The 22,240-nt window shown below is 72.5% G+C and carries 17 protein-coding genes; 9 read left to right on the plus strand and 8 right to left on the minus strand.

Annotation, left to right across the window (positions count from 1 at the left end; genetic code table 11):
• Positions 1-59: 59 nt before the first annotated feature.
• Positions 60-1,061, plus strand: a complete 1,002-nt coding sequence (locus ACFV7R_RS33255; protein WP_385270103.1) for a permease — start codon at positions 60-62, stop codon at positions 1,059-1,061.
• Positions 1,058-1,777, plus strand: a complete 720-nt coding sequence (locus tag ACFV7R_RS33260; protein WP_385270105.1) for a TIGR03943 family putative permease subunit — start codon at positions 1,058-1,060, stop codon at positions 1,775-1,777. Before ACFV7R_RS33255 ends, ACFV7R_RS33260 begins: the two co-directional genes overlap by 4 nt.
• Here the strand turns inward: ACFV7R_RS33260 and ACFV7R_RS33265 are convergent.
• The 5 genes from ACFV7R_RS33265 to ACFV7R_RS33285 all read right to left on the minus strand — a co-directional run bounded on the left by ACFV7R_RS33265 (position 1,774) and on the right by ACFV7R_RS33285 (position 8,625).
• Positions 1,774-3,135 carry an extracellular solute-binding protein gene (locus ACFV7R_RS33265; RefSeq protein WP_385270107.1) on the minus strand — a complete coding sequence of 454 codons (1,362 nt, stop codon included), beginning with the start codon at positions 3,133-3,135 and terminating at the stop codon, positions 1,774-1,776. The two genes, ACFV7R_RS33260 and ACFV7R_RS33265, sit on opposite strands and share 4 nt — an antisense overlap.
• Positions 3,135-5,753, minus strand: coding sequence for a caspase family protein (locus tag ACFV7R_RS33270; protein ID WP_385270109.1), 2,619 nt, complete (start codon positions 5,751-5,753; stop codon positions 3,135-3,137). The genes ACFV7R_RS33265 and ACFV7R_RS33270 overlap by 1 nt, the downstream gene beginning before the upstream one ends.
• A gap of 4 nt (positions 5,754-5,757) precedes the next feature.
• Positions 5,758-6,099 carry a hypothetical protein gene (locus tag ACFV7R_RS33275; RefSeq protein WP_240797517.1) on the minus strand — a complete coding sequence of 114 codons (342 nt, stop codon included), beginning with the start codon at positions 6,097-6,099 and terminating at the stop codon, positions 5,758-5,760.
• A 96-nt stretch (positions 6,100-6,195) separates the two neighbouring features.
• Complete coding sequence (locus ACFV7R_RS33280; protein WP_385270111.1) at positions 6,196-7,257, minus strand: hypothetical protein; 1,062 nt, start codon at positions 7,255-7,257, stop codon at positions 6,196-6,198.
• A gap of 147 nt (positions 7,258-7,404) precedes the next feature.
• Positions 7,405-8,625 (minus strand): PP2C family protein-serine/threonine phosphatase, encoded by a 1,221-nt coding sequence (locus tag ACFV7R_RS33285; RefSeq protein WP_385270113.1) that lies wholly within the window; start codon positions 8,623-8,625, stop codon positions 7,405-7,407.
• 125 nt (positions 8,626-8,750) lie between these two features.
• Between ACFV7R_RS33285 and ACFV7R_RS33290 the strand changes: the two genes are divergently transcribed.
• Positions 8,751-9,191 carry a hypothetical protein gene (locus tag ACFV7R_RS33290; RefSeq protein ID WP_385270115.1) on the plus strand — a complete coding sequence of 147 codons (441 nt, stop codon included), beginning with the start codon at positions 8,751-8,753 and terminating at the stop codon, positions 9,189-9,191.
• A gap of 360 nt (positions 9,192-9,551) precedes the next feature.
• Complete coding sequence (locus ACFV7R_RS33295) at positions 9,552-10,406, plus strand: hypothetical protein (RefSeq protein WP_385270242.1); 855 nt, start codon at positions 9,552-9,554, stop codon at positions 10,404-10,406.
• Here the strand turns inward: ACFV7R_RS33295 and ACFV7R_RS33300 are convergent.
• Positions 10,312-11,631 (minus strand): PLP-dependent aminotransferase family protein, encoded by a 1,320-nt coding sequence (locus tag ACFV7R_RS33300; protein WP_385270117.1) that lies wholly within the window; start codon positions 11,629-11,631, stop codon positions 10,312-10,314. The genes ACFV7R_RS33295 and ACFV7R_RS33300 overlap by 95 nt on opposite strands.
• 76 nt (positions 11,632-11,707) lie before the next feature.
• On the opposite strand from ACFV7R_RS33300, the gene ACFV7R_RS33305 reads away from it, so the two are divergent.
• Positions 11,708-12,508, plus strand: a complete 801-nt coding sequence (locus tag ACFV7R_RS33305; RefSeq protein WP_385270119.1) for an alpha/beta fold hydrolase — start codon at positions 11,708-11,710, stop codon at positions 12,506-12,508.
• A gap of 21 nt (positions 12,509-12,529) precedes the next feature.
• Entirely contained in the window at positions 12,530-14,473 is a 1,944-nt protein-coding gene (locus ACFV7R_RS33310; RefSeq protein ID WP_385270121.1) for an FUSC family protein, read from the plus strand.
• 165 nt (positions 14,474-14,638) lie between these two features.
• On the opposite strand, the gene ACFV7R_RS33315 is transcribed toward ACFV7R_RS33310, so the two are convergent.
• Positions 14,639-16,705: a PhoX family protein gene (locus ACFV7R_RS33315; RefSeq protein WP_385270123.1), complete on the minus strand. Its 2,067-nt coding sequence runs from the start codon at positions 16,703-16,705 to the stop codon at positions 14,639-14,641.
• 280 nt (positions 16,706-16,985) lie between these two features.
• Between ACFV7R_RS33315 and ACFV7R_RS33320 the strand changes: the two genes are divergently transcribed.
• The 3 genes from ACFV7R_RS33320 (at position 16,986) to ACFV7R_RS33330 (ending at position 21,168) form a co-directional block, all read left to right on the plus strand.
• Positions 16,986-18,719 carry a VWA domain-containing protein gene (locus ACFV7R_RS33320; protein WP_385270125.1) on the plus strand — a complete coding sequence of 578 codons (1,734 nt, stop codon included), beginning with the start codon at positions 16,986-16,988 and terminating at the stop codon, positions 18,717-18,719.
• A 155-nt stretch (positions 18,720-18,874) separates the two neighbouring features.
• A complete protein-coding gene (gene metG, locus ACFV7R_RS33325; protein ID WP_385270127.1) occupies positions 18,875-20,590 on the plus strand; it encodes a methionine--tRNA ligase in 1,716 nt (571 codons plus the stop codon).
• A gap of 212 nt (positions 20,591-20,802) precedes the next feature.
• Complete coding sequence (locus ACFV7R_RS33330; protein ID WP_385270129.1) at positions 20,803-21,168, plus strand: PH domain-containing protein; 366 nt, start codon at positions 20,803-20,805, stop codon at positions 21,166-21,168.
• Positions 21,169-21,283: 115 nt separating this feature from the next.
• Here ACFV7R_RS33330 and ACFV7R_RS33335 read toward each other — a convergent pair whose 3' ends face one another.
• Positions 21,284-22,204, minus strand: coding sequence for an intradiol ring-cleavage dioxygenase (locus tag ACFV7R_RS33335; RefSeq protein WP_385270131.1), 921 nt, complete (start codon positions 22,202-22,204; stop codon positions 21,284-21,286).
• Between the last annotated feature and the right edge of the window lie 36 nt (positions 22,205-22,240).

Below are 22,240 nucleotides of genomic sequence, written 5' to 3' on the forward strand. Positions count from 1 at the left end.
GGTGGCGCACAGCGCCGCCGGTTAGCCTGCCCCCGGAATCGAGCAGCGGGGCGAGGCGCGTGGAGAACCAACGGACACTGGCCGACGGCCTGCGCCTCGGCGTGCGCGCGCTCGTCCACGCGGTCGTCGGCGGCGCGGCCCTGATCGCCATCGCGACGGTCGCCTCGGTGCTCGGCCCACTCCTCGCGCTGGACCTGTACACGCCGCCGGTGGCGGCCTGGTGGACGGTGTTCACGGCGGTCGCGGTGCAGGGCGTGCCGTTTCTGCTGCTGGGCACGGTGGTGTCGGCGGCGATCGGCGCGTTCGTGCCCGAGCGGGTGTTCAGCCGACTGCTCCCTCGCAACCAGGCGCTGGCCGTGCCGGTGGCGGGCGCGGCGGGGGTGGTGCTGCCCGGCTGTGAGTGCGCGTCCGTACCGGTGGCGGGCAGCCTGATGCGCCGGGGAGTGGCCCCGGCGGCTGCCCTGGCGTTTCTGCTGTCCGCGCCCGCGATCAACCCGGTGGTACTGGTGGCGACGTCGATCGCGTTCCCGGGGCAGCCGGAGATGGTGCTGGCCCGGCTGGTCGCCTCACTGACGGCGGCCGTGGTCATGGGCTGGCTGTGGGCCCGCTTCGGCAAGGAGCGGTGGCTGCGGCTGCCGGGGAAGGGCAGAGCGCCGGTGCCCGGCCTGCGGGGCTTCGCGAGCGGCCTCCAGCACGACTTCCTGCACGCGGGCGGTTTCCTGGTCCTGGGCGCGGCAGCCGCGGCGACCTTCGACATCGCCGTACCGCGCGCGGTCCTCGACGTGTTCACCGGCTCCGCGTGGCTGTCGGTCCTGCTGCTGGCGGTACTGGCGGTCGTGCTGTGCGTGTGCAGCGAGGCGGACGCGTTCGTCGCGGCGTCCCTGTCCGGTTTCTCGCCGACCGCGCGGCTGGCGTTCATGGTGGTCGGCCCGATGGTCGACCTCAAGCTCATCGCGTTGCAGACGGGCACGTTCGGGCGGGCCTTCGCGGTGCGGTTCGCCTCGGCGACCTGGGTGGTGGCGGTGGCGTCCAGTGTGCTGGTCGGGTGGTGGCTGCTGTGAGGCACTACGGACCGGCGGTGCTGCTCCTGCTGACCGGCGGGGCGGTGCTGCGCATCTCGGCGTTCAGCGAGCTGTACCTGCGGTACGTGCAGGCGGGGCTGCGGCCGTACCTGATCGTGTCGGGGGTGGCGCTGGTGCTGCTGGGTGTGGTGTCGGCGGTACTGCTCAGGCGGCACGAGGAGTACGACGATGACGACGGCCACGGGCACCAGCACGGCCCCGCCGGTCCGCGCGTCGCCTGGCTCCTGGCCCTGCCCGCCCTCGCCCTGCTGCTCTTCCCGCCGCCCGCCCTGGGCTCGTACAGCGCGCAGCGGGAGGCGGCGGAGCGGGCGGCACAGGGGGTGGGGACGTTCCCGGCGCTGCCCTCCGGGAGGGTGCTCGACCTCACGCTCGCCGAGTTCGGCTCCCGGGCGGTCTATGACAGCGAGCGGTCACTGAAGGGCCGTACGGTCCGGCTGACGGGGTTCGTCACGCAGGACGGCGACGGCACGTGGTACGTGACACGGCTGCTGGTGTCCTGCTGTGCCGCGGACGCGACGACCAGCAAGGTCGAAGTGCGGGGCGCGGATGCGCCGGCGACGGACACATGGGTCACCGTCACCGGTACCTGGCGTCCCGAGGGCGAGCTCGGCTCCGCCGAGGCCTGGCCGCCCGTCCTCGACGCCGGGAGCGTGCGGACGGTTGCGCAGCCGGCGAATCCCTACGAGAAGCGTTAGGGCCTGTCCGGCAGCGCCTTCTTCAGCGCCTCGTCCAGGCTCGTCGCCAGCGCCGTGTCGCTCGGCGGGCTGTCGCCGAGCAGCGCGCCCAGCTGCGCGGTGAACGTCTGTGTGAACGCGCCGTACAGCGCGGTGCGCGGCCGCTGTACGGCGCTCTGCAGGGCCGGAAGCAGGATGCGGCGGGCGTAGGCGGGCCGGCCGGCCGGGTCGCGGGGCATGCGGTCGGCGCTCTCGCCGGACGGGGAGGGAGACGTGGGTGCGGCGGTGCACCGTACGGCGTCGTCCGTGTACGCCGACTCCCGTGTCGCCGCGAACCCCGCGTCCAGCAGGCAGCGTTCGCTTTCCTTGCCGGTGAGGAACCTGATCAGCTCGACCGCCTTCGCCGACCGCTGCGAGGCCGCGGTCACCGCGAGGTTCTGGCCGCCGAGCACCGCCCGGCCGGGCAGCGGCGCCACCCCGAGCTGCTCGTCGGTGAACGACTGGTGCAGGGTGCGGTACGCGTACGGCCAGTGCCGCAGGAACGTGGTGCGGCCGTCGGCGAAGTCGCCGAGCGTCGCCGCCTCGTCGGAGTGGACGGCGTCCTGGAGCAGGTACGGCGTCTGGGTGCGCAGGCGCAGCTCCCCGATGCCCTGCGTCAGCTGGGCGACGGTGGCGTTGTAGTGGCCGTCGTCGTCGGTGAGCGTGAGGTCCGGCACGGCGGACGCGAAGGCCTCGACGGCGTTGACGGTCCGGCCCTCGTACGCGGCGAGCTGTGTGGTCCAGCCCTTCTCGTAGCCCTCGGGCGGATGCTCGTCCAGGGTGTCGACCAGCTCCTCCAGCTCCCGCCAGTCCAGGCCGCCACTCAGGTCGGTGCGCTGTACGCCGCCGTCCTCGAGGTGGTCGCGGCGGTAGTAGAGCAGTCCGACGTCGCTGTTGAACGGGGCCGCGTACACCTTGTCGTCCCAGCGGGCCGTGCCGGCGACGGACTCGATGACGTCGGGGTCGATCACCTTGTCGGGCAGGGGGCGGACCAGGCCGGCGGCGGCGAACTCCGGCACCCAGGTCACGTCGAGGTTGACCACGTCGTAGGTGGCGCTGCCGGACTGGAGGGCGCCGAGGAGCTGGCTGCGCTGTTCGTCGGCGCTGCCGGGGAGTTCCACCAGGCGGGCGCGGAAGCCGGTGTTGTCCTGCTCCTGCTGCCGGTTCCACACGTCGATCAGCTGCTGGCGGATGCCGTTCTTGCCGGTGACGTCCCGGCCGCTGGCCACCACGATGTCGCCGGGCACCTCGGGGGAGGGTGCGGCGTCGGTGCCGTTCCCGCCGCCGGTGCACGCGGCGAGCAGCAGGAGGGCCAGCAGGGCGGCGAGCCGTCGGGCCATCAGTCCTCCCCCGTTCCGGTGCGCGCGACCTCGTCGCTCAGGCCCGCGCCGAGTTCGTCGTCGGCGTCCAGACAGCGGCCGCCGCTCACGACGGAGATCCGGGCGCCCGGCTCGGCCGCGGCACAGCCGCCGCCGGCCAGCGACACCACGGCGATCGGCACCTTCGCCGACTCTGCCCTGTTCAGCACGTCGTCGAGGCGGGCGCCGGTCAGCCGGTCGGCGTCCTCGTCGTCGGTGATGTGGACGATCAGCTGGGGACGGTCGTCGTCGGCGCCCCGCCCGGCCATGTCGTCGAGGGCGGCGAGCAGGGCGGCGTACGGGTCGGCCTCGGCGTCCCGTACCCGGGCCCGGCCGTCGATGGCGCGCTCGGCCTCCTTGCGGGTGTGGTGGCCGAAGGGCAGCAGGGTGTCGTACGGCGTGCTGCCGTCGGTGTCCGCCACCGCCCACACGCCGTACTCGTCCTGCTCGCCGAGCCCGCCCAGCGACTGCTTCAGCAGGCCGGGGCCGCCGCTGGCCCCCTTCCACAGCGACGCCATCGAACCGGAGCTGTCGAGCAGGAACAGGACGCGGCCGGGCCCGCGGGCGTCGCGGTACTTCCTCAGCGACGTCTCCATCGCGTCCCGCCCCGCGGACTCGACGAGCGGGGCGGGATCCCGCAGCACCCCCTCGGGGACCTCGCCGCTCGTGTCCAGCAGGACGCGGTCACGGTCGGCGGCGCGGAAGCCGTCCTCGGCGAAGACTGCGCGTCCGCCCTCCCCGGTGAGCCACTCCCGGAAGTCGTCGGCCGCGGTGTCGCGCACGTCCCGGTCGAGGTCGGCGCCCTGCCAGCGCACCCGGACGAACACGGGCTCCAGGCCCGGTACGTCGCCGGGGTACTGGGCGAGCCGCGGAGTGCGGGTCGTCCGGTCGCAGCCGACGCCGCTCTTCATCAGGAACTCCGGCACCAGGGCCGCGGTGCGGTTGTCCACGGCCTTGTCGTCCGGCAGCGCGCACAGCAGGTCGGCGGCCGTGCGGGCGGGCGGTCCCGCCGGGGCGATCTCCTGCTCGACGCGGCTCGGATCGGCGCCGGGCGTGCCGTACAGGGCCGTCGTGGCGAGCAGCGCACTGTCCGCGAACTCCGGGTCGGGGCGGCGCACTTCGGCACGGTCGTCCCGTTCGCGCAGGGCGCCGATCATCTCGGGGAGCGCGGGTCCTGCCCGCTCGTTCAGGGAGAGGACACCGAGGTGGCGGGGCACGGCCAGCACGATGGGGGAGTACGCGAACGCCTGGTTGTCCGGCTCCAGAAGGGCGAGCGCGTCCGTGTCCTGGCCGGTGGTGACCCGGGCGACGTCCGCCGGTGTGGCGGGGATCCAGATGTCCGGCTGCGGGCCGATGTCACGCTGCGGGTTGAGGTTCTCGCGCGGTTCGTGCCAGGCGCCGGAATCGCGGCGCAGCGCGGTGACCGCGTCGGCGGAGCCCGCGCTGTAGACGGTGATGCCGCTGCGTCGGCAGCCGTCGCCGGTGGTGTTCGCGTCCGACGTCAGATACGCGTCGGCCGCGGCACCGACGGTCGCCTCCAGGTCCGGGTCGGTCAGAACGCGTAACTCGAGGGGCGGCGCACAGTCGCCGGGTCCGCCGACCAGGCCGAGGAGGCGGTACGAGCCGAGGCCCAGGGCGGCGAGGGCGGCCAGGACGCCGACCCAGGCACGGGCCCGCCGGGCCAGGCCGCGCACGTGCCGCCGGCCCGGGCGCACCGGGATGCGGGTCAGCCGGGGCCACCGCAGGCGGGCGGCCCGGGCGGGGAGCAGCCGCAGCAGCAGGGGCCGCTGCGAGCCGTGCTCCCCGTCGTCACCGGCCCGCCAGGCCGCCCAGACGCTCCAGGCCCCCTGATCCACCCCGTCCCCACGGACCGACAGCAGCACGTCCTCATCGGGTTCCGCCCGGCTCTGCGGGGTCCACGGCTCGCCGCGCAGCGTCTCGTGGCGGCCCGCGGCCATCCGGACCCGGAGCGCGTCCGAGACCTGACGGAAACCCAAATCCCCCTTTCCACCCAGGAGTTGCAGCAGCTCCCCGGTGAACGGCGTGGGTGTGACCGCGTCGCCCGCGTCGATACGGTGGTTGGCCTGCACGCTCATCAGCAGCAGCACCCGGCGCTTGTCCCGGAAGGTCTCCCAGATCCAGGCCGCGTTGCCCGCGAAGCAGCAGTCGAGGATCACCACGATCCGCTCGGCCGGGCTGCTGGCGAGCCAGGTCAGCATGGTCGTGAACATCTCCGCGCCGGGGAAGACGGCATGCCCGCCCGGGATCACGCTCGCGTTGCGCATCTGCAGGAACAGCTCGTCGCCCGCGCTGGGAATCGCGCCGTGCCCGGCGAAGTACAGCAGGAGCAGCCCCTCGGCCTCCTCGGCGGCCGTACGCAGTTCCCGCTCGAAGTCGTCCAGGGACGGCGACCGGGCGACGGTGATCTGGCGCTCGCCGAAGACGCCGCCCCGGGACAGCACCTCGCGCAGCCGGTTCAGGTTCTCCTCGACGGCCGGCAGATCGCCCGGCACACCGTGCGGCGGCTCCGTGAAGTCGTACGTGGAGACACCCACCAGCAGTGCCCGGTTCACCCGCCCGCGCGGATCGAAACGGGTCACCGGCCTACCCGTCGAGGTCCACGGGGTCCACGCTGGCCTCGGGCGGATCACCGTCCTCGACCTCGCGGCGGTTCTCCCGCCACGCCTCCACGGCATGCGCGACCTGCACCACCAACTGGTTCAGCGCGACCGACGCGGATCCCCCGATCATCGCCACGATGATCTCCATGGCGATGCCCATCGGGGCCCCGGACTCGTCCGTACGGCGCCGCTCGTGAATCCGGAGCTCGCCCGCCCGCACCTTCTCGTCGAGCCGTTGCTCCCGTTCCAGCCACTTGCGCAGCGCGCCGACATCGCTCTCGGTCGCGGTCTCGTCCAGGCGGACCCGGATGACTCGGTCGGCCACTCCATCCCCCTCAGCCATAACTCACCATCATGGCACCGTGGTTGCGAACCGGGGAGGGTCAGGACGGCGACTTCCGCAGGCAGTTCGCGCGGGCGCTCAGTGCTGTGCCTGCGGCTGAAGCCGCTGCAGCTGCTGCTGTACGTGGTCCAGGGCGCCGGCCCGCCGGCCGGGCACCCGGCCACGCAACTCCGCCAGCGCCGCGCCGAGTTCGCGGGCCCGCGCCGGATCGCGGACCTCGCCCCACTGGTGGTGGGCCCGGTCCACGGCCGCCTCCACGGCGGGCGCGTCCTCGGCCTGTCCGGCGGCCAGCCGCGCGGCGGCCACCGCGAGCCATGTACGGCAGCTGCGGGCCGCGTCCCCCGCCAGCATCGCCAGATCCGCCCGCACCTCCGTCCAGTGCAGCGCCTCCTCGGAGGCGGCACCGTGTGCCCGTACGGCCGCCTGCTCCCACCGCGCGGCCAGCCCGTCCGCATCCGCGTGCCGGCCGGCCCGGACCGCGGCGGAGACGGCGGCGTGCGGATCGCTCACGGCCGGCGGCTGCGCGGCCAGCACGATGCCGACGTCCTCACCGGTGATCCGGCTCAGTGCCTGCTGGTGCAGCTGGTCCAGCGGCGGCCGGTGCCCGCTGCGCAGGATCGTCGCGACGGCCTTCATGTACGAGGGTCCGCCCAGCGACCGCCGGTGCGGCGGGGGCGCGATCCTGCCGTACACGGCGCTCTCCCGCCCGCAGTCCAGCGGCACCGAGCGCAACAGCTCCCAGCTCTCCGCGTCCGCGTGCAGATCGAGGAACAGCGTCGTCGTCCCCGGCGCCCGCAGCCGCAGCTCCTCCCGGAACCAGTGCCAGGGAAACCCCGTGTACCGCACGGTGGCCGGCGTCGTACGCGCCAACGCCAGATGCGGCAACCGCTGCCGCCGGTCCAGCTGAATCTGCCCGGTGACGTACACGGTCAACGGCCCCGGCGCCGCCGCGGCCGCCCGCAACCGCGTCAGCACGGCCTGCGGCTCCAACGGGTCCGCCAGCTCGACGACGTTCGCGGTCTCCGCGCCCGCCAGCACACCCGGCGCCACAGCCGCCAGCACAGGAAGCACCCCCGCCGCGTCCACCAGCCGCCCCTTGCCCACAGGCGAACCGGCCACCAACAACACGGTCCCCGGCATGGTCCCTCCCAGTCGATCAGGCACCCCAGCACGGTAAGCCACGCCGCCGATCCGCGGGCAGTCGTGCCTCACCCGGTGCCATAAGGGCCTGGGGACCTGAGGATCGGCAAGGCAGTGCGGCGCCGGAACGGCGAACAAGCGCTTCTCCTACAGCCGCCGCACCGCAAACACCGTCGTGTCGTCCGCCAGATGCCCCCCGCTGTGCCGCAGCACGCCGTCCCGCACGAACACCACCAACCTCCGCGGCCGAACCTCCCGCGTGTCCGCCGCAAGCATCCGCGTCACCTCCTCGGCCAGCGGATAGAACTCCCCGTCGGCGTTCCGAGCCTCCGTCACCCCGTCCGTCGTCACCAGCAATGTCTCCCCGTCCGCCAGCGGAAACCGCCGCACCGAGGGCAGCGACTCCCCACCCGACGCACCCGACACACCCGCCCCTCCCGACGCCCCCGTGGACACGAGCTCACCGAGCCCCAGCGGCAGCCCGTCCCCCACCGGCAGTACCCGCACCCCACCCGGCCCGGCAACCAACGGCGGCTCATGCCCGAAGTTCATGACGTCCACCGCAGCCTCCGCATCCGCCGGGAACCCCAGCAGCACCGCCGTGGCGAACCGGTCCCCGTCCGTGCGCCCGAGCGCGGAAATGTGCTCCCGATGCCGTCGCATCCGCACCTCCAGCCGCTCGGCGACCGTCCGCAGCTCCCGTTCGTGATACCCGGCCTCCCGGAACGTGCTGAGCAGCACCGCCGCCGTCTCGACCGCCCCGAGCCCCTTGCCCTGCACGTCCCCGACCAGGACCCGCGTGCCGTGGAGCCCGGGCTGGATGTCGTAGAAGTCGCCCCCGACTCGCGCGTCGACGTCCGCGGTGAGATACACCGCCGCGTGGTCGAGCCCGCCCCACGGCACCGGCAGCGGACGCAGCACGGTCCGCCGGGTGGTCTCGGCGATGTCCCGCATCCGCACCATGCGCGCCTCCCCGCGCAGCCGCACCACACACGCCAGCACGGCCAGCACACCGCCGATCGCGACCAGGACGAAGTCGGGCAGCACGGCCCGGAACTCCTCCGGCCAGGCGCTGTCCAGGACGAGGTACGTCGCGAGCGCCAGCGCCCCGAACATCGCCGTGCCCCACACCCCGCAGATCGCGGCGGCGATCCCGGGCACCAGCACGCTCCAGGTGGTGATCCGGAACTCCGTGTAGAGGTCGACCAGCGCAATCCCGATGAGCAGCAGCAGCGGCGGCACCCAGGCGACGCTGCGTCCCCGTACGCGCAGCATCTGCTGCCGGTGCAGCACGTCCCGGCGCCGGGCCCGGGGATACCGGTCGAGCAGCCGTTCGCCCCCGCCGCCGGCAACGCTCACGGGGTCCATGGGCCCCAGCGAAACACGGCCCCGCCCCCCGCGCATCCCCTCCCGGTGGGGCCGGCCGGCCGACTTGCCAGGGGTCGGCCCGAGGTGTGCCCTGGAAGGCGGGGCGAGGAGAGAGGAGTGCTCTCATGGCTCATGCGGCACCCGCGTCCGGCGTCACGACCCGAGCCGCCGGTACACCCGACATCTTCAGCGCGCGCACCCACAGCACCACCAAATGGGCCGTGCCCGTCGTGCTCGGGCTTCTCTACGGCTACTGGGCCGCGGCCAACCAGCGCGACGGCGGACCCATCACCGGCTGGAACCTGCTGCTCGGTTTCGTCGCCGCGCTCGTGTTCGCCGTGGTGTACTTCGCGCTGCTCCGACTGGGGCCGCGTATGAAGCGGGAGGTGCACGCGCTGGCGTGGACGTCCTTCGCCGGTATCGCGTTCGGCTTCCTGTACAGCCAGACCGGCGCGACCGTGCTGCGCTCGACGGCGATGGCGCTGGCGGTCGCGGCGACCGTGTTCGTCATCCTGTTCTACCGCTACTACACGCGTGAGGACGCCGAGGGCCACCGGGTCTCCTGAACGGAGCCCCGGACGTCTCCTGACGGCCCCCGGACATGACGCGTGGACCCCGGCACGGTGGCCGGGGTCCACGCTTCTCCCTCATCCCTCCACTCACCGGACGACGCGGAGCCAGACCCAGCCGCCCGGAGAGGTTCCGGAAGTGTTCCCCACCACCAGGAAACACCCGTTCGGGTGAGCCCTCCACCGGAGAGCGGAATCCCCAGCTCCGCGAGGGGGCCGGAGATGCACCCGATTGCAGTTGCCCCGCTCGCCCCGCCCGCGCCCAGGCCGTTGCCTGAAAGGGTGTCGTCCCGGTCCGTACGTTTCCTCCGCCTCCGCAGCGCCCTGTCGGCGGCGCTGATCGCGTTGTGCTGCCTGATGGTCCCGTGCTCGGCGCTGGCGGCCTGGGCGGCGTACGGCCTCGCCGACACCGGCCGCTACACCCGCACGATGGCGCCGCTGGCCACCGATCCGGCGGTCCGGGAAGCGGTCGCGGACACCGTCGGGGACGAGGTGCTGCACGAGGTCGGTGTGGGCGCGCAGGCGGGCGCCATGGGGCCGTTCGTGCAGGACGCGGTGCGTTCGTTCACCCAGACCGAGGCCTTCCGGGCCGGCTGGGACACGGCGATGCGGGCCACCCACGCCGCCGTGCTCCGCGCCCTGCGCGAGGACGACGACCGCACCGGCGCGGTCACGGTCGACCTGGCGCCCGTCACGACCCGGATCAAACACGAACTCGCCGCCGACAACGTGCTGCTGGCCCGCCACATCCCGGTCCGGCACACCCAGGTCGCCATCCTCCCGGCAAAGGAGCTGGACGGGCTCCGGAAGGGTTACCACGTGCTGGAAGTCGCCGCCCTCTGGCTGCCGGTCGGCGCGGTCGTGTTCGCCGTCGCCGGTATCGCCCTCGCGACCTGTCGCCGCCGCGCGGTCACCGCGACCGGCCTCGGCACGGCCCTCGGCGGCGCGCTGCTCGGCGTGGCCGTCGCGATCGGCCGGCACATCACGCTGGCCGGCCTGCCCGCCGAGGTCTCCCGGCCGGCCGCGGGCGCGGTCTACGACGCGCTCACCGGGACCCTGCGCACGGTGTCCTGGCTGCTGCTCGCGCTGGGCCTGACGGTGGCCCTCGGCGCCTGGCTCACCGGCCGGTACGGCCCCGTGCGGCAACGCCGGCGAGCGTCCGCAGCGCCCGGTCGAGCTCCGGCTCGGCAGCCGAGGCGAGCCCGAGCCTGACGGCGTCCGGCGTACGGCCGGGGCCGACGGCGAAGGCGGGGCCCGGGGTGACGGCGACGCCGTGTGCCGCGGCAGCCGCGGTGAAGGTGTCCGCCCGCCACGGCGGGGGCAGCTCCCACCAGGCGTAGTAGGCGTGCGGGTCGGTGCGTACGGCGAAGTCCCGCAGGTGCCGGCGTACGAGGTGCTGCCGCCGTTCGGCGTCCGCGCGTTTCGCCGCGACCAGCCGCTCGACGGTCCCGTCCCCGATCCACCGCACGGCCGCCTCCAGCGCGAACCGCCCCGCACTCCACCCGCCGGAGCGGATGGCGCCCGCCACCGCGTCCACCCGGTCCGGCGGCACGACGAGGAAGCCGACGGTGAGCCCGGGGGCGACCCGCTTGGAGAGGCCGTCGACGACATGGGTGAGACGGGGCGCGTGGACGGCCAGGGGTGGCTCGGGGCGCAGGAAGGACCAGATGCGGTCCTCGACGATCGGTATCTCCAGGTCGGCGGCGGTGCGGGCGAGTCGGCGCCGCCTCTGGTCGCTCATGGTGACCGAGGTCGGGTTGTGCAGCGTCGGCTGGACGTAGAGGGCGGACAGGGGTGCGCTGTGGTGGGCGGCGGCGAGGGCGTCCGGGCGCAGCCCGTCGTCGTCCGTGGCGAGCGGGACGAGGGTGAGGCCGAGCCGGGTGGCGATCTCCTTGACCAGCGGGTACGTCAGCGCCTCGACGCCGACGCGGCCGCCCGGCCGGACCAGGGAGGCGAGGGCGGCGGCGATCGACTGGCGGGCGTTGCCGGTGAAGAGCAGCCGGGCGGGGTCGGGGCAGCCGAGGAGAGCGGCGGCCGCTTCGCGGGCGGCGGCGTTGCCGGTGGCGGCGGCCGGGCGGAGGGCTTCCGTCAGGACGTCCGGGCGGAGGAGGGGAGTGAGGGCGGGGGCGAGAAGTTCGGACTGGCCGGGCGCGGACGGGTAGTTGAGCTCCAGGTTGACGGGCGCGGTGGTCGCGGGCTCGGTGAGGGCCCGTCCGCCCGGTGCGGGCGGGGCGGCGCGGACGAAGGTGCCGCGCCCGACCTCACCCACGACCAGTCCCCGGCGCACCAGTTCGCCGTACACCCGCCCCGCGGTCGACGGGGCGATCCCGCGCCGTCGTGCGAACGCCCGCTGCGGGGGCAGCCGTTGCCCCGGCCGGAGCCGGCCGGCGGCGATGTCGTCGGCGATGCGGTCGGCGAGCCGCACGTAGTCGTCCACAAGTCCCCCTGCCGGATTGCACCGAGAGCAAAGATCTTATTGCACCGAGGAGTTGGGGCGGCCTAGGGTCGAGCACATGGCACCCTTCCTTGCATACGAGGACAAAGGCACCGATTCCTCCTTGGTTCCGCTCGTTCTCGTCCACGGCCATCCCTTCGACCGCACGATGTGGGCCCCGCAGATCGAGGCGTTCGCCCCCGCCCGCCGGGTCGTCGCCCCCGACCTGCGCGGCTACGGCGCATCGCCGGTGACCCCGGGCCGCACGCTCCTGTCGGAGTTCGCGCAGGACATCGGGGCGCTGCTGGACGAGCTGAAGGTGGAGTCCTGCGTGCTGGCCGGCCTGTCGATGGGCGGCCAGATCGCGATGGAGTGCTACCGCCAGTGGGGCCCGGACCGCATCCGGGGCCTGGTCCTGGCGGACACCTTCCCCGCGGCGGAGACCCCCGAGGGCAGGCGCGCCCGCAACGCCATGGCGGACCGCCTCCTGCGCGAGGGCATGCGCGGCTACGCCGACGAGGTCCTGGAGAAGATGGTCGCCCCGTACGCGTCCGCCGAGGTCAAGGCCCACGTCCACCGCATGATGACCGGCACCCCGCCCGAGGGTGCCGCCGCGGCCCTGCGCGGGCGCGCCGAGCGCCCCGACTACCGCGAGCTGCTGACCCGCGTCACCGTCCCGGCCCTGGTCGTCGTCGGCGCGGACGACACGTACACGCCGGTCTCCGACGCCCGGGCCATGCACGCGGCCCTCCCCGACGCGACCCTCCACGTGATCGGCTCGGCGGCCCACATGCCCAACCTGGAACGCCCCGAGGAGTTCGACAGAGCGCTGTCCGGGCTCCTGGCCCGCGTCGACCGTCGTCGGCTCGGGCACACCTGACCGGCGTGGCCATAATGGGCCATGCCCCGCGAGTTCCCCATCGGCCTCACACCCCCCGACTGGCTGGTACGGAACCTCCAACCGCAGCAGGCCCCCGTCAACTGGCCGGCCGTGGTCCGCGCCGCTGTCGCGATGGCGCTCCCCCTGGCCCTCGGGCTCGCGGTCGGCCGGCCCGCCTACGGCGCCCTCGCCTCCATGGGCGCCCTGTCCGGCGTCATCGGCGACACCGCGGACGCCTACCGCATGCGGATCCTCAACATCGCCGTACCGCAGCTCTTCGGCGCCCTCGGCGTGACCCTGGGCTCCCTCGTGTACGGCCACGGCTGGGTCGCCGTCGCCGTCGTCACCGGCGTGGCCCTCGTGTCCGGGATGATCTCGACGATCGGCGCGGTCGCCTCCGTGTCCGGGCTGCTCCTGCTGCTCAACGCCGTGATCGGGGCCGGGCTGCCGCTGCCGGGCGAATGGTGGCTGCCGCCCCTGCTGGTGTCCGGCGGCGGGCTGCTCGTCCTCTTCCTCGCCCTGCTGTCCTGGCCCCTGCGCTCCGGGGTACCGGAACGCACCGCCGTCGCGGACACCTACCGGGCCGTCGCCGACCTGCTCGCCACCTGCGGCGGCGACTCGGAGGTCACGTACGACGACGCGCGGCACGACGCCACCCGGGCGCTCAACGAGTCGTACGACCTCGTCCTCGGCCACCGCACCCGCCACCACGGCCGCAGCCAGGATCTGACCCGGCTGGTCGCCCGGTTGAACGCCGTCACCCCGGTCATCGAGGCCGCCCCCGCCGTCCACCTGAGCGGCCGTACGCTGCCCCCGGAAGTACCGGACGCGGTACGCCGTCTCGCCGACGCCGTGGAGACGGGCTCGACCACGCCGGTGGAACTGCGCCTGCCCGTGCCGACCACCGAGACCGGCCGCGCCGTCGACCACGCCGTGCGGCACGCCGCCGACGTCGTCACCTCCCCGGACGTCGACCCCCACGGCATCGACGACCGCCTGGGCCGCCCGGCTGCCGTACGCATCCGCACCGCCCGGGCCGCCCGCACCGTCCTGCTGTCCGCCGGCTCCTGGCGCTACGGCCTGCGCCTCGCCCTGTGCATCGGCCTCGCCCAGGCCCTCGTCTCGATCGTCCCGGTCCCGCGCTCCTACTGGGTCGCCCTGACCATCACCTTCGTCCTCAAGCCCGACTTCGGCTCGGTGTTCTCGCGGGCCCTGCTGCGTGCGCTCGGCACCGTCGCCGGGCTGGTCGTCGCGGCGGCGGTCCTGGCGGAGGTGCCCCGGGGCTGGTGGGACGTACCGGTGCTGCTCCTCCTCGCCCCGCTGATCCCGGCGCTCACCCCGCGCGGCTACGGCTACCAGACGGCCGCCATCACCCCGGTGATCCTTCTCCTGTCCGACATCCTCAACCGCGAGGGCACGGACCTGCTCCTGCCCCGTCTGGTGGACTCCCTCATGGGCTGCACCATCGCGCTGGTCGTCGGCTACCTGCTCTGGCCGGAGAGCTGGCGCACCCGCGTCGGCGACCGCCTGGCCGACGCGGTGGCCGACACCGCCCGCTACGTGGAGGCCGCCTTCGGAGACACCACGGACCCCGCGGCCCGCGCCCGGATGCGCCGCCGCCTCTACCGCGACCTGTCCGGCATCCGTACGGAATTCCAGCGCGCGCTGACCGAACCGCCACCCATCGGCCGCCGGGCCGCCGCCTGGTGGCCGCTGGTCGTCGCCGTGGAGCGCATCGTGGACGCGACAACGGCGGCGCGGGTCCGCGTCGGCCACGGAGCCACGCCGCCGTCCCAGGCGGAGATCTGCCAGGTCGTCCTGCAACTGCGCGAGCTGTCCCAGGGCGTCCGCGAGGCCGAGGTCCTCCTACCGGTCCGCACCGACCTCACAGGCCCCTCGGGCAGCGTCCTGGAACCACTGCGCCAGGAGGTGGCGGCAGCGAGGGCGATCGCGTCCCCGCGCTGACTCCGCGGTAGCTGCGGGCAGTCGTGCCTCCCCCAGTGCCTTAAGGGCCTGGGAGGTGCCCCCAGGGCGATGGGGGTCCCCCCGCTCGAGCGAAGCCGAGAGTGGGGGAGGGTGGGCGCAGCGGCACCCCGCAAGCGCGGGCCCGCCACACCCCCGTCCACCGGATCAGACGCCGATGTCGCACCCGTCCTCACGCCAGACCGCCACAACCGCCGGCCGCACGATCTTGCCCGGCCCGTCGGGCCACGCACTCGCCGGCTTCTCCACGGACGCCCCGTCCTTCTCCCCCGGGTGCTGCACAGCAACCAGCACACGCCGCTCCTGAACCAGCGGCCCACAGGTCTCCGCCCCGATCGGCACGGTCAGGAACTGCTTCAGCTCGCCCCGCCGATCACCGCGCGTAGCCACACCGAACAGCCCGTCGTGCGACCCCAGCTGGTTGCCGTCGGTGGAGATCCACAGGTTGCCGTACCGGTCGAAGGCCACGTTGTCCGGGCAGGAGATCGGGCTGACCTGGTCCTTCGGGAACCCGGCGAAGTAGGTGGCCGGGTCGTTCGGGTCACCGGCGACGAGGAAGAGGCTCCAGGCGAACCTGGTGCTGTCGGCCTGGTTCCAGCGCTCGGTGAGCTCCAGGATCTGCCCGTGCTTGTTGGCGTTGCGCGGGTTGGCCTCGTCGGCCTTGGCGTTCGTACCGACACCGCGGTTGGTGTTGTTGGTGAGGGCGACGTACACCTTGCCGGTGTGCGGGTTGGGCTCGACGTCCTCGGGCCGGTCCATCTTGGTCGCGCCGACCTTGTCACCGGCGAGCCGCGTGAAGACGAACACCTCCTCGGCGGTCATGCCCTCGACGTGCGAGACGGCACCGTTCGCGGTGGCGGTGGCCAGCGGAATCCACTCGCCGGAGCCGTCGAACTCGCCGTCGCCCGGAAGCTTGCCGGTGCCGTCGATCTCGATGGCCGGGGAGTCACCGGTCAGCTTGGCGACGTACAGCGTGCCCTCGTCGAGCAGCGAGAGATTGTGCTCCCGCACGGCCCGGCCCGACCCCTCCTTCATCCGCTTGCTGCCGACGAACTTGTAGAAGTAGTCGAAGCGCTCGTCGTCACCCGAGTAGACGACCGGCCGGCCGTCCTCCGTGAGCCGCACGGTCGCGCCCTCGTGCTTGAAGCGGCCCAGCGCGGTGCGCTTGCGGGGCGTGGAGTGGGGGTCGTACGGGTCGAGCTCGACGACGTAGCCGTGGCGGTGCACCTCGTTGGGCTCCTGCGCGACGTCGAAGCGCTTGTCGAAACGCTCCCACTTGCGCTCGGTGGCGCCGGTGCCGATGCCGTACCGCTTGTCCGTGGCACGGGACGCGTTGGCGAAGTACTGGTTGAAGTTCTCCTCGCCGTGCAGCGTGGTGCCCCACGGGGTGGTGCCGCCGGCGCAGTTGTTGAGGGTGCCGAGCACCTTGGTGCCGGTCGGGTCGGCGGAGGTCTTGAGCAGGTCGGAACCGGCGGCGGGCCCGGTGACCCGGAATTCCGTCGTGGCGGTGACCCGCCGGTTCAGCGGGTGCCGCGGTACGGGGGTGAGCTTGCCGGTACGGGGGTCGTCCTCGACGACGACGGCGGACAGGCCGTGCGCGGCCCAGGCGATCTCGACCTGCTCACGGGTCGGGTTGGCGGCGTCGTAGCCGCGGAACATCAGTACCTCGTCGGTGTACTCGTGGTTGGCGACGAGGATCTGCCGGTTCCACTCACCCGGGAGGGGGAGCAGCGCGAGGAAGTCGTTGTTGTATCCGAACTGACCGGCCTGTGCCTTCGCGGTCTGGTTCTCCGGATCGAAGGCGGGCGCACCGCGCAGGATGGGCTCGCCCCAGCGGATGACGACGTTCTGGTCGTAGCCCTCGGGGACGGTCACGGCGTCGTCGGTGTTCGGCGCGACGGGCGTGAAGCGCAGGCCTCGGGCGCCCTTGCTGCTCGGGCGGTGCCAGCGGTCGGCGGTCGCGGCCTCGGCCTGCGGGGCGGCGGCGACGGTGGCCGCGGTGCCGGCGGCGGTGGCCGCGGTGACGACAGCGGCGGCGCGCATCACGGTACGGCGGCTGAGGGCGCCGGCGATGACGTCGCCGACGTACGGGTTGGCGGTGGTGTTCGGCACCTCGTGGAAGCAGGCGTCACCACAGCGGAAACGGCACGTCAGGGCGGACCGGCCGCCAGGGTGTGAGTCGTTCGTTCTGATGATCGGCAGCAGATTGCGCACTTTACTCCCCTTGCTTCCCCTTGAATCCAGCGTGACGGACGGTAGGAGCACGTTTGTGCGGGAGCGGGGCGACCGAATGAACGGAGCGTGAACTGGAGGTATCTGTAAGGAAGTTGCCGTGCTCGGGTGGACGTAACCCGCGAAAGTCTGGATGAAGACCTTGACGACGGAGGGCACCGCCCGTCGCCCCTCCTCAAGATCCCCATCCGGGGCCGCTAACCTTACGTGTCCGTCCTGGCCAGGAATTAACGGGCATCAACTCACGCGAAGGGTTGCGCATATGGGCATTCTCACTCTCCTGCGGAACGCATTCGGCCGGTCACGCAAGGAGCGTCCCGCCGAGGCAGAGGGTGCGGAGCAGGTACCCACGCAGCCAGCGACCGAGGCGGTCACCCTCCCCAGCCCGTCCACGGAGCCGACCCCCGCACCCCACTTCCCCGAGCCCCGCCACGAACACGACCTGGTCTCGGCCGCCTTCGACAAGATCACGGTCCCGGGCCCCACACCCCCCGCGGAAGCACCCCTTTCGAACCAGGCCGACCCAGCACAGGAACCGAAGCCCTCGGCCTCCCCGGCACCCGAACAGGAGCGGCCGACGGCCACGGAACCGAAGGCGGACGAAAAGCCCGCCCCGGCGACGGAGCCGACAACGGAGGAGAAGCCCGCCGCGGCCACAGAGCCCACGGCGGACGAAGAGCCGACGGCGGAGGAGGAGCCCGCCGCGGCCACGGAGCCCACGGCGGACGAAGAGCCGACCCCGGCCACGGAGCCCACGGCGGACGAAGAGCCCACCCCCGCCACGGAGCCCACGGCAGAAGCAGAGCCCACCCCGGCCACGGAGCCCACGGCGGAGGAGGCGGCGGAACCGGTGACGGAGCCGGCCGAGCCGCACACGGCCGCCGACGCGGAGCCCCAGCCCGAGCCGGAGCCGGAGACAGTCCCGGCCGCCGAGGCCGAAGCCACGCCGGAGCAGGAGCGCGTCGAAGCCGAACCCGACCCCCAGCCCCGGCCGGAACTCTCCGAGGAACCCGAGCCCGCACCGGAGCCGGAAGCAGCCCAGCAGCCGGAACCGGAGCCGACCCCGGAGCCCGCCCCGGCCCAGGAACCGGAGCCCAAGCCGGAGCCGAAGGCGACCCAGCAGCCTGAGCCGACCCCACAGCCGGAGCCGGAACCGGAACCGGAGTCAGAGCCGCAGGCAGAAAACCCGGCCCCCACCCCCACCCCGGCGGCCACCCCCGAACCCTCGGCCACCACCACCCCCGAACCCGCGGCCGCCGACGGCAAGGACGCCCCACTGGGGCCACCCGCACCCGACAACGAAAGCCGCACGGGTGGTGCGGGTGGGAACGAAGACCCGGCCGAAGGCCGGGTGCCCGTCCCCGCAACCCTCCGCACCGCCTACACCGCAGCCGCAACCACCCTCAAGGCCCACAACCTCACCCACACCACCGCCAAGATCTACCTCGTCCTCGACCGCTCCGCCTCCATGCGCCCGTACTACAAGGACGGCTCCGCCCAGGCCCTCGGCGAGCAGACCCTCGCCCTCGCCGCCCACCTCGACCCGGCAGCCCCCGAGGCCAAGGTCCACGTCGTCTTCTTCTCCACGGAAGTGGACGGCACCGGCGAGCTCACCCTCACCGACCACGAGAACAAGATCGACACCCTCCACGCCGGCCTCGGCCGCATGGGCCGTACCAGCTACCACGCCGCCGTGGAAGAAGTCCTCACCCACTACGAAAAGTCCGGCACCGGCGACCCGGCCCTGGTGATCTTCCAGACGGACGGCGCCCCCGACGCCAAGACCCCCGCGACCCAGTCCCTCACGGCCGCCGCGAAGAGCCACCCGGCCGTCTTCTTCTCCTTCGTCGCCTTCGGTGAGCACGACAACAAGGCCTTCGACTACCTCCGCAAGCTGAAGACCGACAACACGTCGTTCTTCCACGCGGGCCCCACCCCGAAGGAACTCACCGACACGGAGCTCTACGAGGGCGTCCTCGCAAACTGGCGCCCGTAAAGCCCGCCGTTAGCCGCGCAGCGACCGGCCGCCCGCTTCCACCCCGTAAAACAGGAAGCGGGCGGCCCGCCCATGTCGGCTACGATTTCAAGGTTCCGAGACGACCAGAGAAACGACGATCGTCACCCCCTGTAAAAACCTGGGAGCAGCCCGCGATGGCTCGACACCTCATCACCAGCGCCCTTCCGTACATCAACGGGATCAAGCACCTGGGCAACATGGTGGGGTCCATGCTCCCGGCGGACGTGTACTCCCGTTACCTCCGCCAGCGCGGCCACGACGTCCTCTACATCTGCGCCACCGACGAGCACGGCACCCCCGCGGAACTGGCGGCCAAGGAGCAGGGCCTGCCGGTCGACGAGTTCTGCGCCCAGGCGCACAACGCCCAGAAGGCGGTCTACGACGGCTTCAACCTGGCCTTCGACTACTTCGGCCGCAGCTCCTCCCCCCAGAACCGTGAGATCACTCAGGAGATCGCCCGCGAGCTGAAGGCGAACGGCTTCATCGAGGAGCGGGCCATCCGCCAGGTGTACTCGAACGCCGACGGCCGTTTCCTCCCGGACCGCTACATCATCGGCACCTGCCCCCACTGCGGCTACGACAAGGCCCGCGGCGACCAGTGCGAGAACTGCACCCGCGTCCTGGACCCCACCGACCTCATCGACCCGCGCTCCGCGATCAGCGGCAGCAGCGACCTGGAGGTCCGCGAGACCAAGCACCTCTTCCTCCTGCAGTCGGCACTCGCCGGCGAGGTCGAGGCCTGGGTCGACGAGCGAGCCGACGACTGGCCCGTCCTCGCCTCCTCCATCGCCCGCAAGTGGCTCACCGAGGGCCTGCACGACCGCGCCATCACCCGCGACCTCGACTGGGGCGTCCCGGTCCCCGCGGACACCTGGCCGGACCTCGCGGCCGAGGGCAAGGTCTTCTACGTCTGGTTCGACGCCCCGATCGAGTACATCGGCGCGACGAAGGAGTGGGCGGACCAGGACCCGGAGAACCGCGACTGGCGCTCCTGGTGGTGGAAGTCGGACGCGGACGTCCGCTACACGCAGTTCATGGGCAAGGACAACGTCCCCTTCCACAGCGTGATGTTCCCGGCGACCCTGCTGGGCACCCGCGCTCCGTGGAAGAAGGTCGACGTCATCAAGGCCTTCAACTGGCTGAACTACTACGGTGGCAAGTTCTCCACCTCGCAGCGGCGAGGCGTCTTCACCCACGACGCCCTCGAGATCCTCCCCGCCGACTACTGGCGCTACTTCATGATGGCCAACGCCCCCGAGTCGGACGACGCGTCCTTCACCTGGGAGCACTTCACGGCCACGGTGAACAAGGACCTGGCGGACACCCTCGGCAACTTCGTCAACCGCGTCCTGTCCTTCTCGAAGAAGCGCTTCGGCGAAGAGGTCCCGGCGGGCGCGGAGCCCGGCGAGGCGGAGACGAAGCTCGGCGAGGAGATCGCACGCCTGCTCACCGAGTACGAGGAGCAGATGGAGGCCATCCAGTTCCGCAAGGCGGCGGCTGCGCTGCGCGCCCTGTGGTCGGCCGGCAACTCCTACCTGGAGGAGAAGGCCCCCTGGCTGGAGATCAAGACCAACCCGGAGGGCGCCGCCCTGACCCTCCGTACGGCGATGAACCTCATCCACCTCTACGCGGTGGTCTCGGAGCCCTTCATCCCGACCTCCTCGGCGGCCATGCGCTCGGCGTTCGACCTCAAGGACGACACGGCGGCCTGGATCACCAGGGAGGAGGCGAAGTCCCTGACCTCCGTCCCCGCCGGCACCCCCTTCACCGTCCCGCCGGTCCTCTTCGCCAAGCTCACGGACGACGACCTGGCGGCGTACAAGGAGCGCTTCGGCGGCGAGCCGGCGTAACCCACCGGCATCCAGGACGGACGTCCTGTCCGAGCCTTACGCCAACGCGCCCCGCTCCCGGTGACAACCGGGAGCGGGGCGCGTGCGGTTGTCCCCACCACCGTCCGAATGACCTGTTCCCGGCCTGTTACGGGCGACTTCTGGACAAGCCGCGCCGAAGGTGAAGATCATGAACCACTGCCAACAAGGCACATCATGTGGGGGGTTCACCAATGGCACTGTTCGGAAACGCACACAGCATCGATCCGGGGACGGCGCAGCAGGACTACGCGCGTCTGCTGGGCCAGGGGGAGCAGGTGCACGCCGCGTACCTGCTGATCCGTGACACCATCCTGTTCACCGACCGCCGTCTCATCCTGGTCGACAAGCAGGGCATCACCGGCAAGAAGGTGGAGTACCACTCCGTCCCGTACCGCAGCATCACCCACTTCGCGGTGGAGACCGCCGGCACCTTCGACCTCGACGCCGAACTGAAGATCTGGCTCTCCGGCTCGGCCGCGCCGATCCAGAAGACCTTCACCAAGGGCGTCGACATCTACGAGGTCCAGGCGATACTCACGCAGTTCGTGGCGAGGTGACCCACTGGAGCAGGGCGGTCGGCCCAGGACCGCCCTGCTCCGTCCTCACCCTGCAACACCCTCTACCGCTACGCCGGCAAGGCGGACTTCACATCCCGGGCGCCCTCGTTCATGTTCAGGTGCCGGTGTTCGTCGCCTCGGGGTCCACGCCGACCGTGATCGAGGCCTGGACGCCCTTCGCGATGTTCTTCTTGCTGTACTTCAGCTTCAGGAGACCGCCGGTGGTGCCGGACTGGTCGTAGATCGTGTCCTCGGTGAGCGTCGTGCGCTCGGTGGTCGACGTCGAGTACGGCTCGACCTCGGCCGAGGCGAGCACCGACTCCTCGTCGAAGAAGAACTGGCCGGTGTGGCAGGTGTTGCCGCCCTCGTAACCGGAGTCGGTCCACTCGCCGCTCACATGCACCTTGGTGTGGATGTGCACGCAACGGCCCCGGTACCAGCCCGGGAAGATCGTCTTGAAGGTGACGTAGCCCTGCTTGTCCGTCCGCCAGGTGCCGCGCAGATAGCGCTCGTCGTCGGTGGGCTCCTCGTGCACCCCGCCGCCGGTACCGCCGCTCGGCGCGCCGGACGGGGGCTCGCCGGTCGGCGTGCCGGAGGGGGCGTCGGACGGGGCGTCCGACGGGGGTGTGCCACCGCCGCCGCCCGTGGACAGGCTCTCGTAGCCCGAGTAGATGCCCAGCGCGTCGCAGTGCCAGATGTCCACGGCCGCGTTCCGCAGCGGCTTGCAGGTCTCGGAGTCGATCACCTTGATGCGGAGGGTGAGCGGGATGCCCTCCCTGTCCTCGGTGATGTCCTGGCGGATCTTGTCCGCGTCGATGTAGTAGGGGCCCTCGGTGGTCTCCGAGGTGAGCCGGTAGCAGGCCTCGCCGGTGGCCGCCGTACCCTGCTTCTTCTCGCCGGCGAAGGCGCCCGCCGCGAGCGTGCCGCCGGCACCCGCCGCCATGACCGCTCCGACCCCGGCGATCATGACCTTACGGCGGGTCAAGTCCCGTTTGTGGAGCGGGGAATGGCTCTTGGATTCCGTGTTCTCCGTCATGGGCGGGACGCTAGGGAGCGCACCTGTCAGCACCCT

Origin of the sequence: Streptomyces sp. NPDC059866, assembly GCF_042731325.1 — a bacterium.
GTDB lineage: Bacteria > Actinomycetota > Actinomycetes > Streptomycetales > Streptomycetaceae > Streptomyces > Streptomyces flavusporus.

Coding starts and splice junctions, on each gene's coding strand:
- ACFV7R_RS33265 (WP_385270107.1), bottom strand. CDS start 3,135: ATGGCCCGACGGCTCGCCGCCCTGCTGGCCCTCCTGCTGCTCGCCGCG.
- ACFV7R_RS33280 (WP_385270111.1), bottom strand. CDS start 7,257: ATGCCGGGGACCGTGTTGTTGGTGGCCGGTTCGCCTGTGGGCAAGGGG.
- ACFV7R_RS33285 (WP_385270113.1), bottom strand. CDS start 8,625: ATGGACCCCGTGAGCGTTGCCGGCGGCGGGGGCGAACGGCTGCTCGAC.
- ACFV7R_RS33290 (WP_385270115.1), top strand. CDS start 8,751: ATGGCTCATGCGGCACCCGCGTCCGGCGTCACGACCCGAGCCGCCGGT.
- ACFV7R_RS33295 (WP_385270242.1), top strand. CDS start 9,552: ATGGTCCCGTGCTCGGCGCTGGCGGCCTGGGCGGCGTACGGCCTCGCC.
- ACFV7R_RS33305 (WP_385270119.1), top strand. CDS start 11,708: ATGGCACCCTTCCTTGCATACGAGGACAAAGGCACCGATTCCTCCTTG.
- ACFV7R_RS33310 (WP_385270121.1), top strand. CDS start 12,530: ATGCCCCGCGAGTTCCCCATCGGCCTCACACCCCCCGACTGGCTGGTA.
- ACFV7R_RS33320 (WP_385270125.1), top strand. CDS start 16,986: ATGGGCATTCTCACTCTCCTGCGGAACGCATTCGGCCGGTCACGCAAG.
- metG (WP_385270127.1), top strand. CDS start 18,875: ATGGCTCGACACCTCATCACCAGCGCCCTTCCGTACATCAACGGGATC.
- ACFV7R_RS33330 (WP_385270129.1), top strand. CDS start 20,803: ATGGCACTGTTCGGAAACGCACACAGCATCGATCCGGGGACGGCGCAG.
- ACFV7R_RS33335 (WP_385270131.1), bottom strand. CDS start 22,204: ATGACGGAGAACACGGAATCCAAGAGCCATTCCCCGCTCCACAAACGG.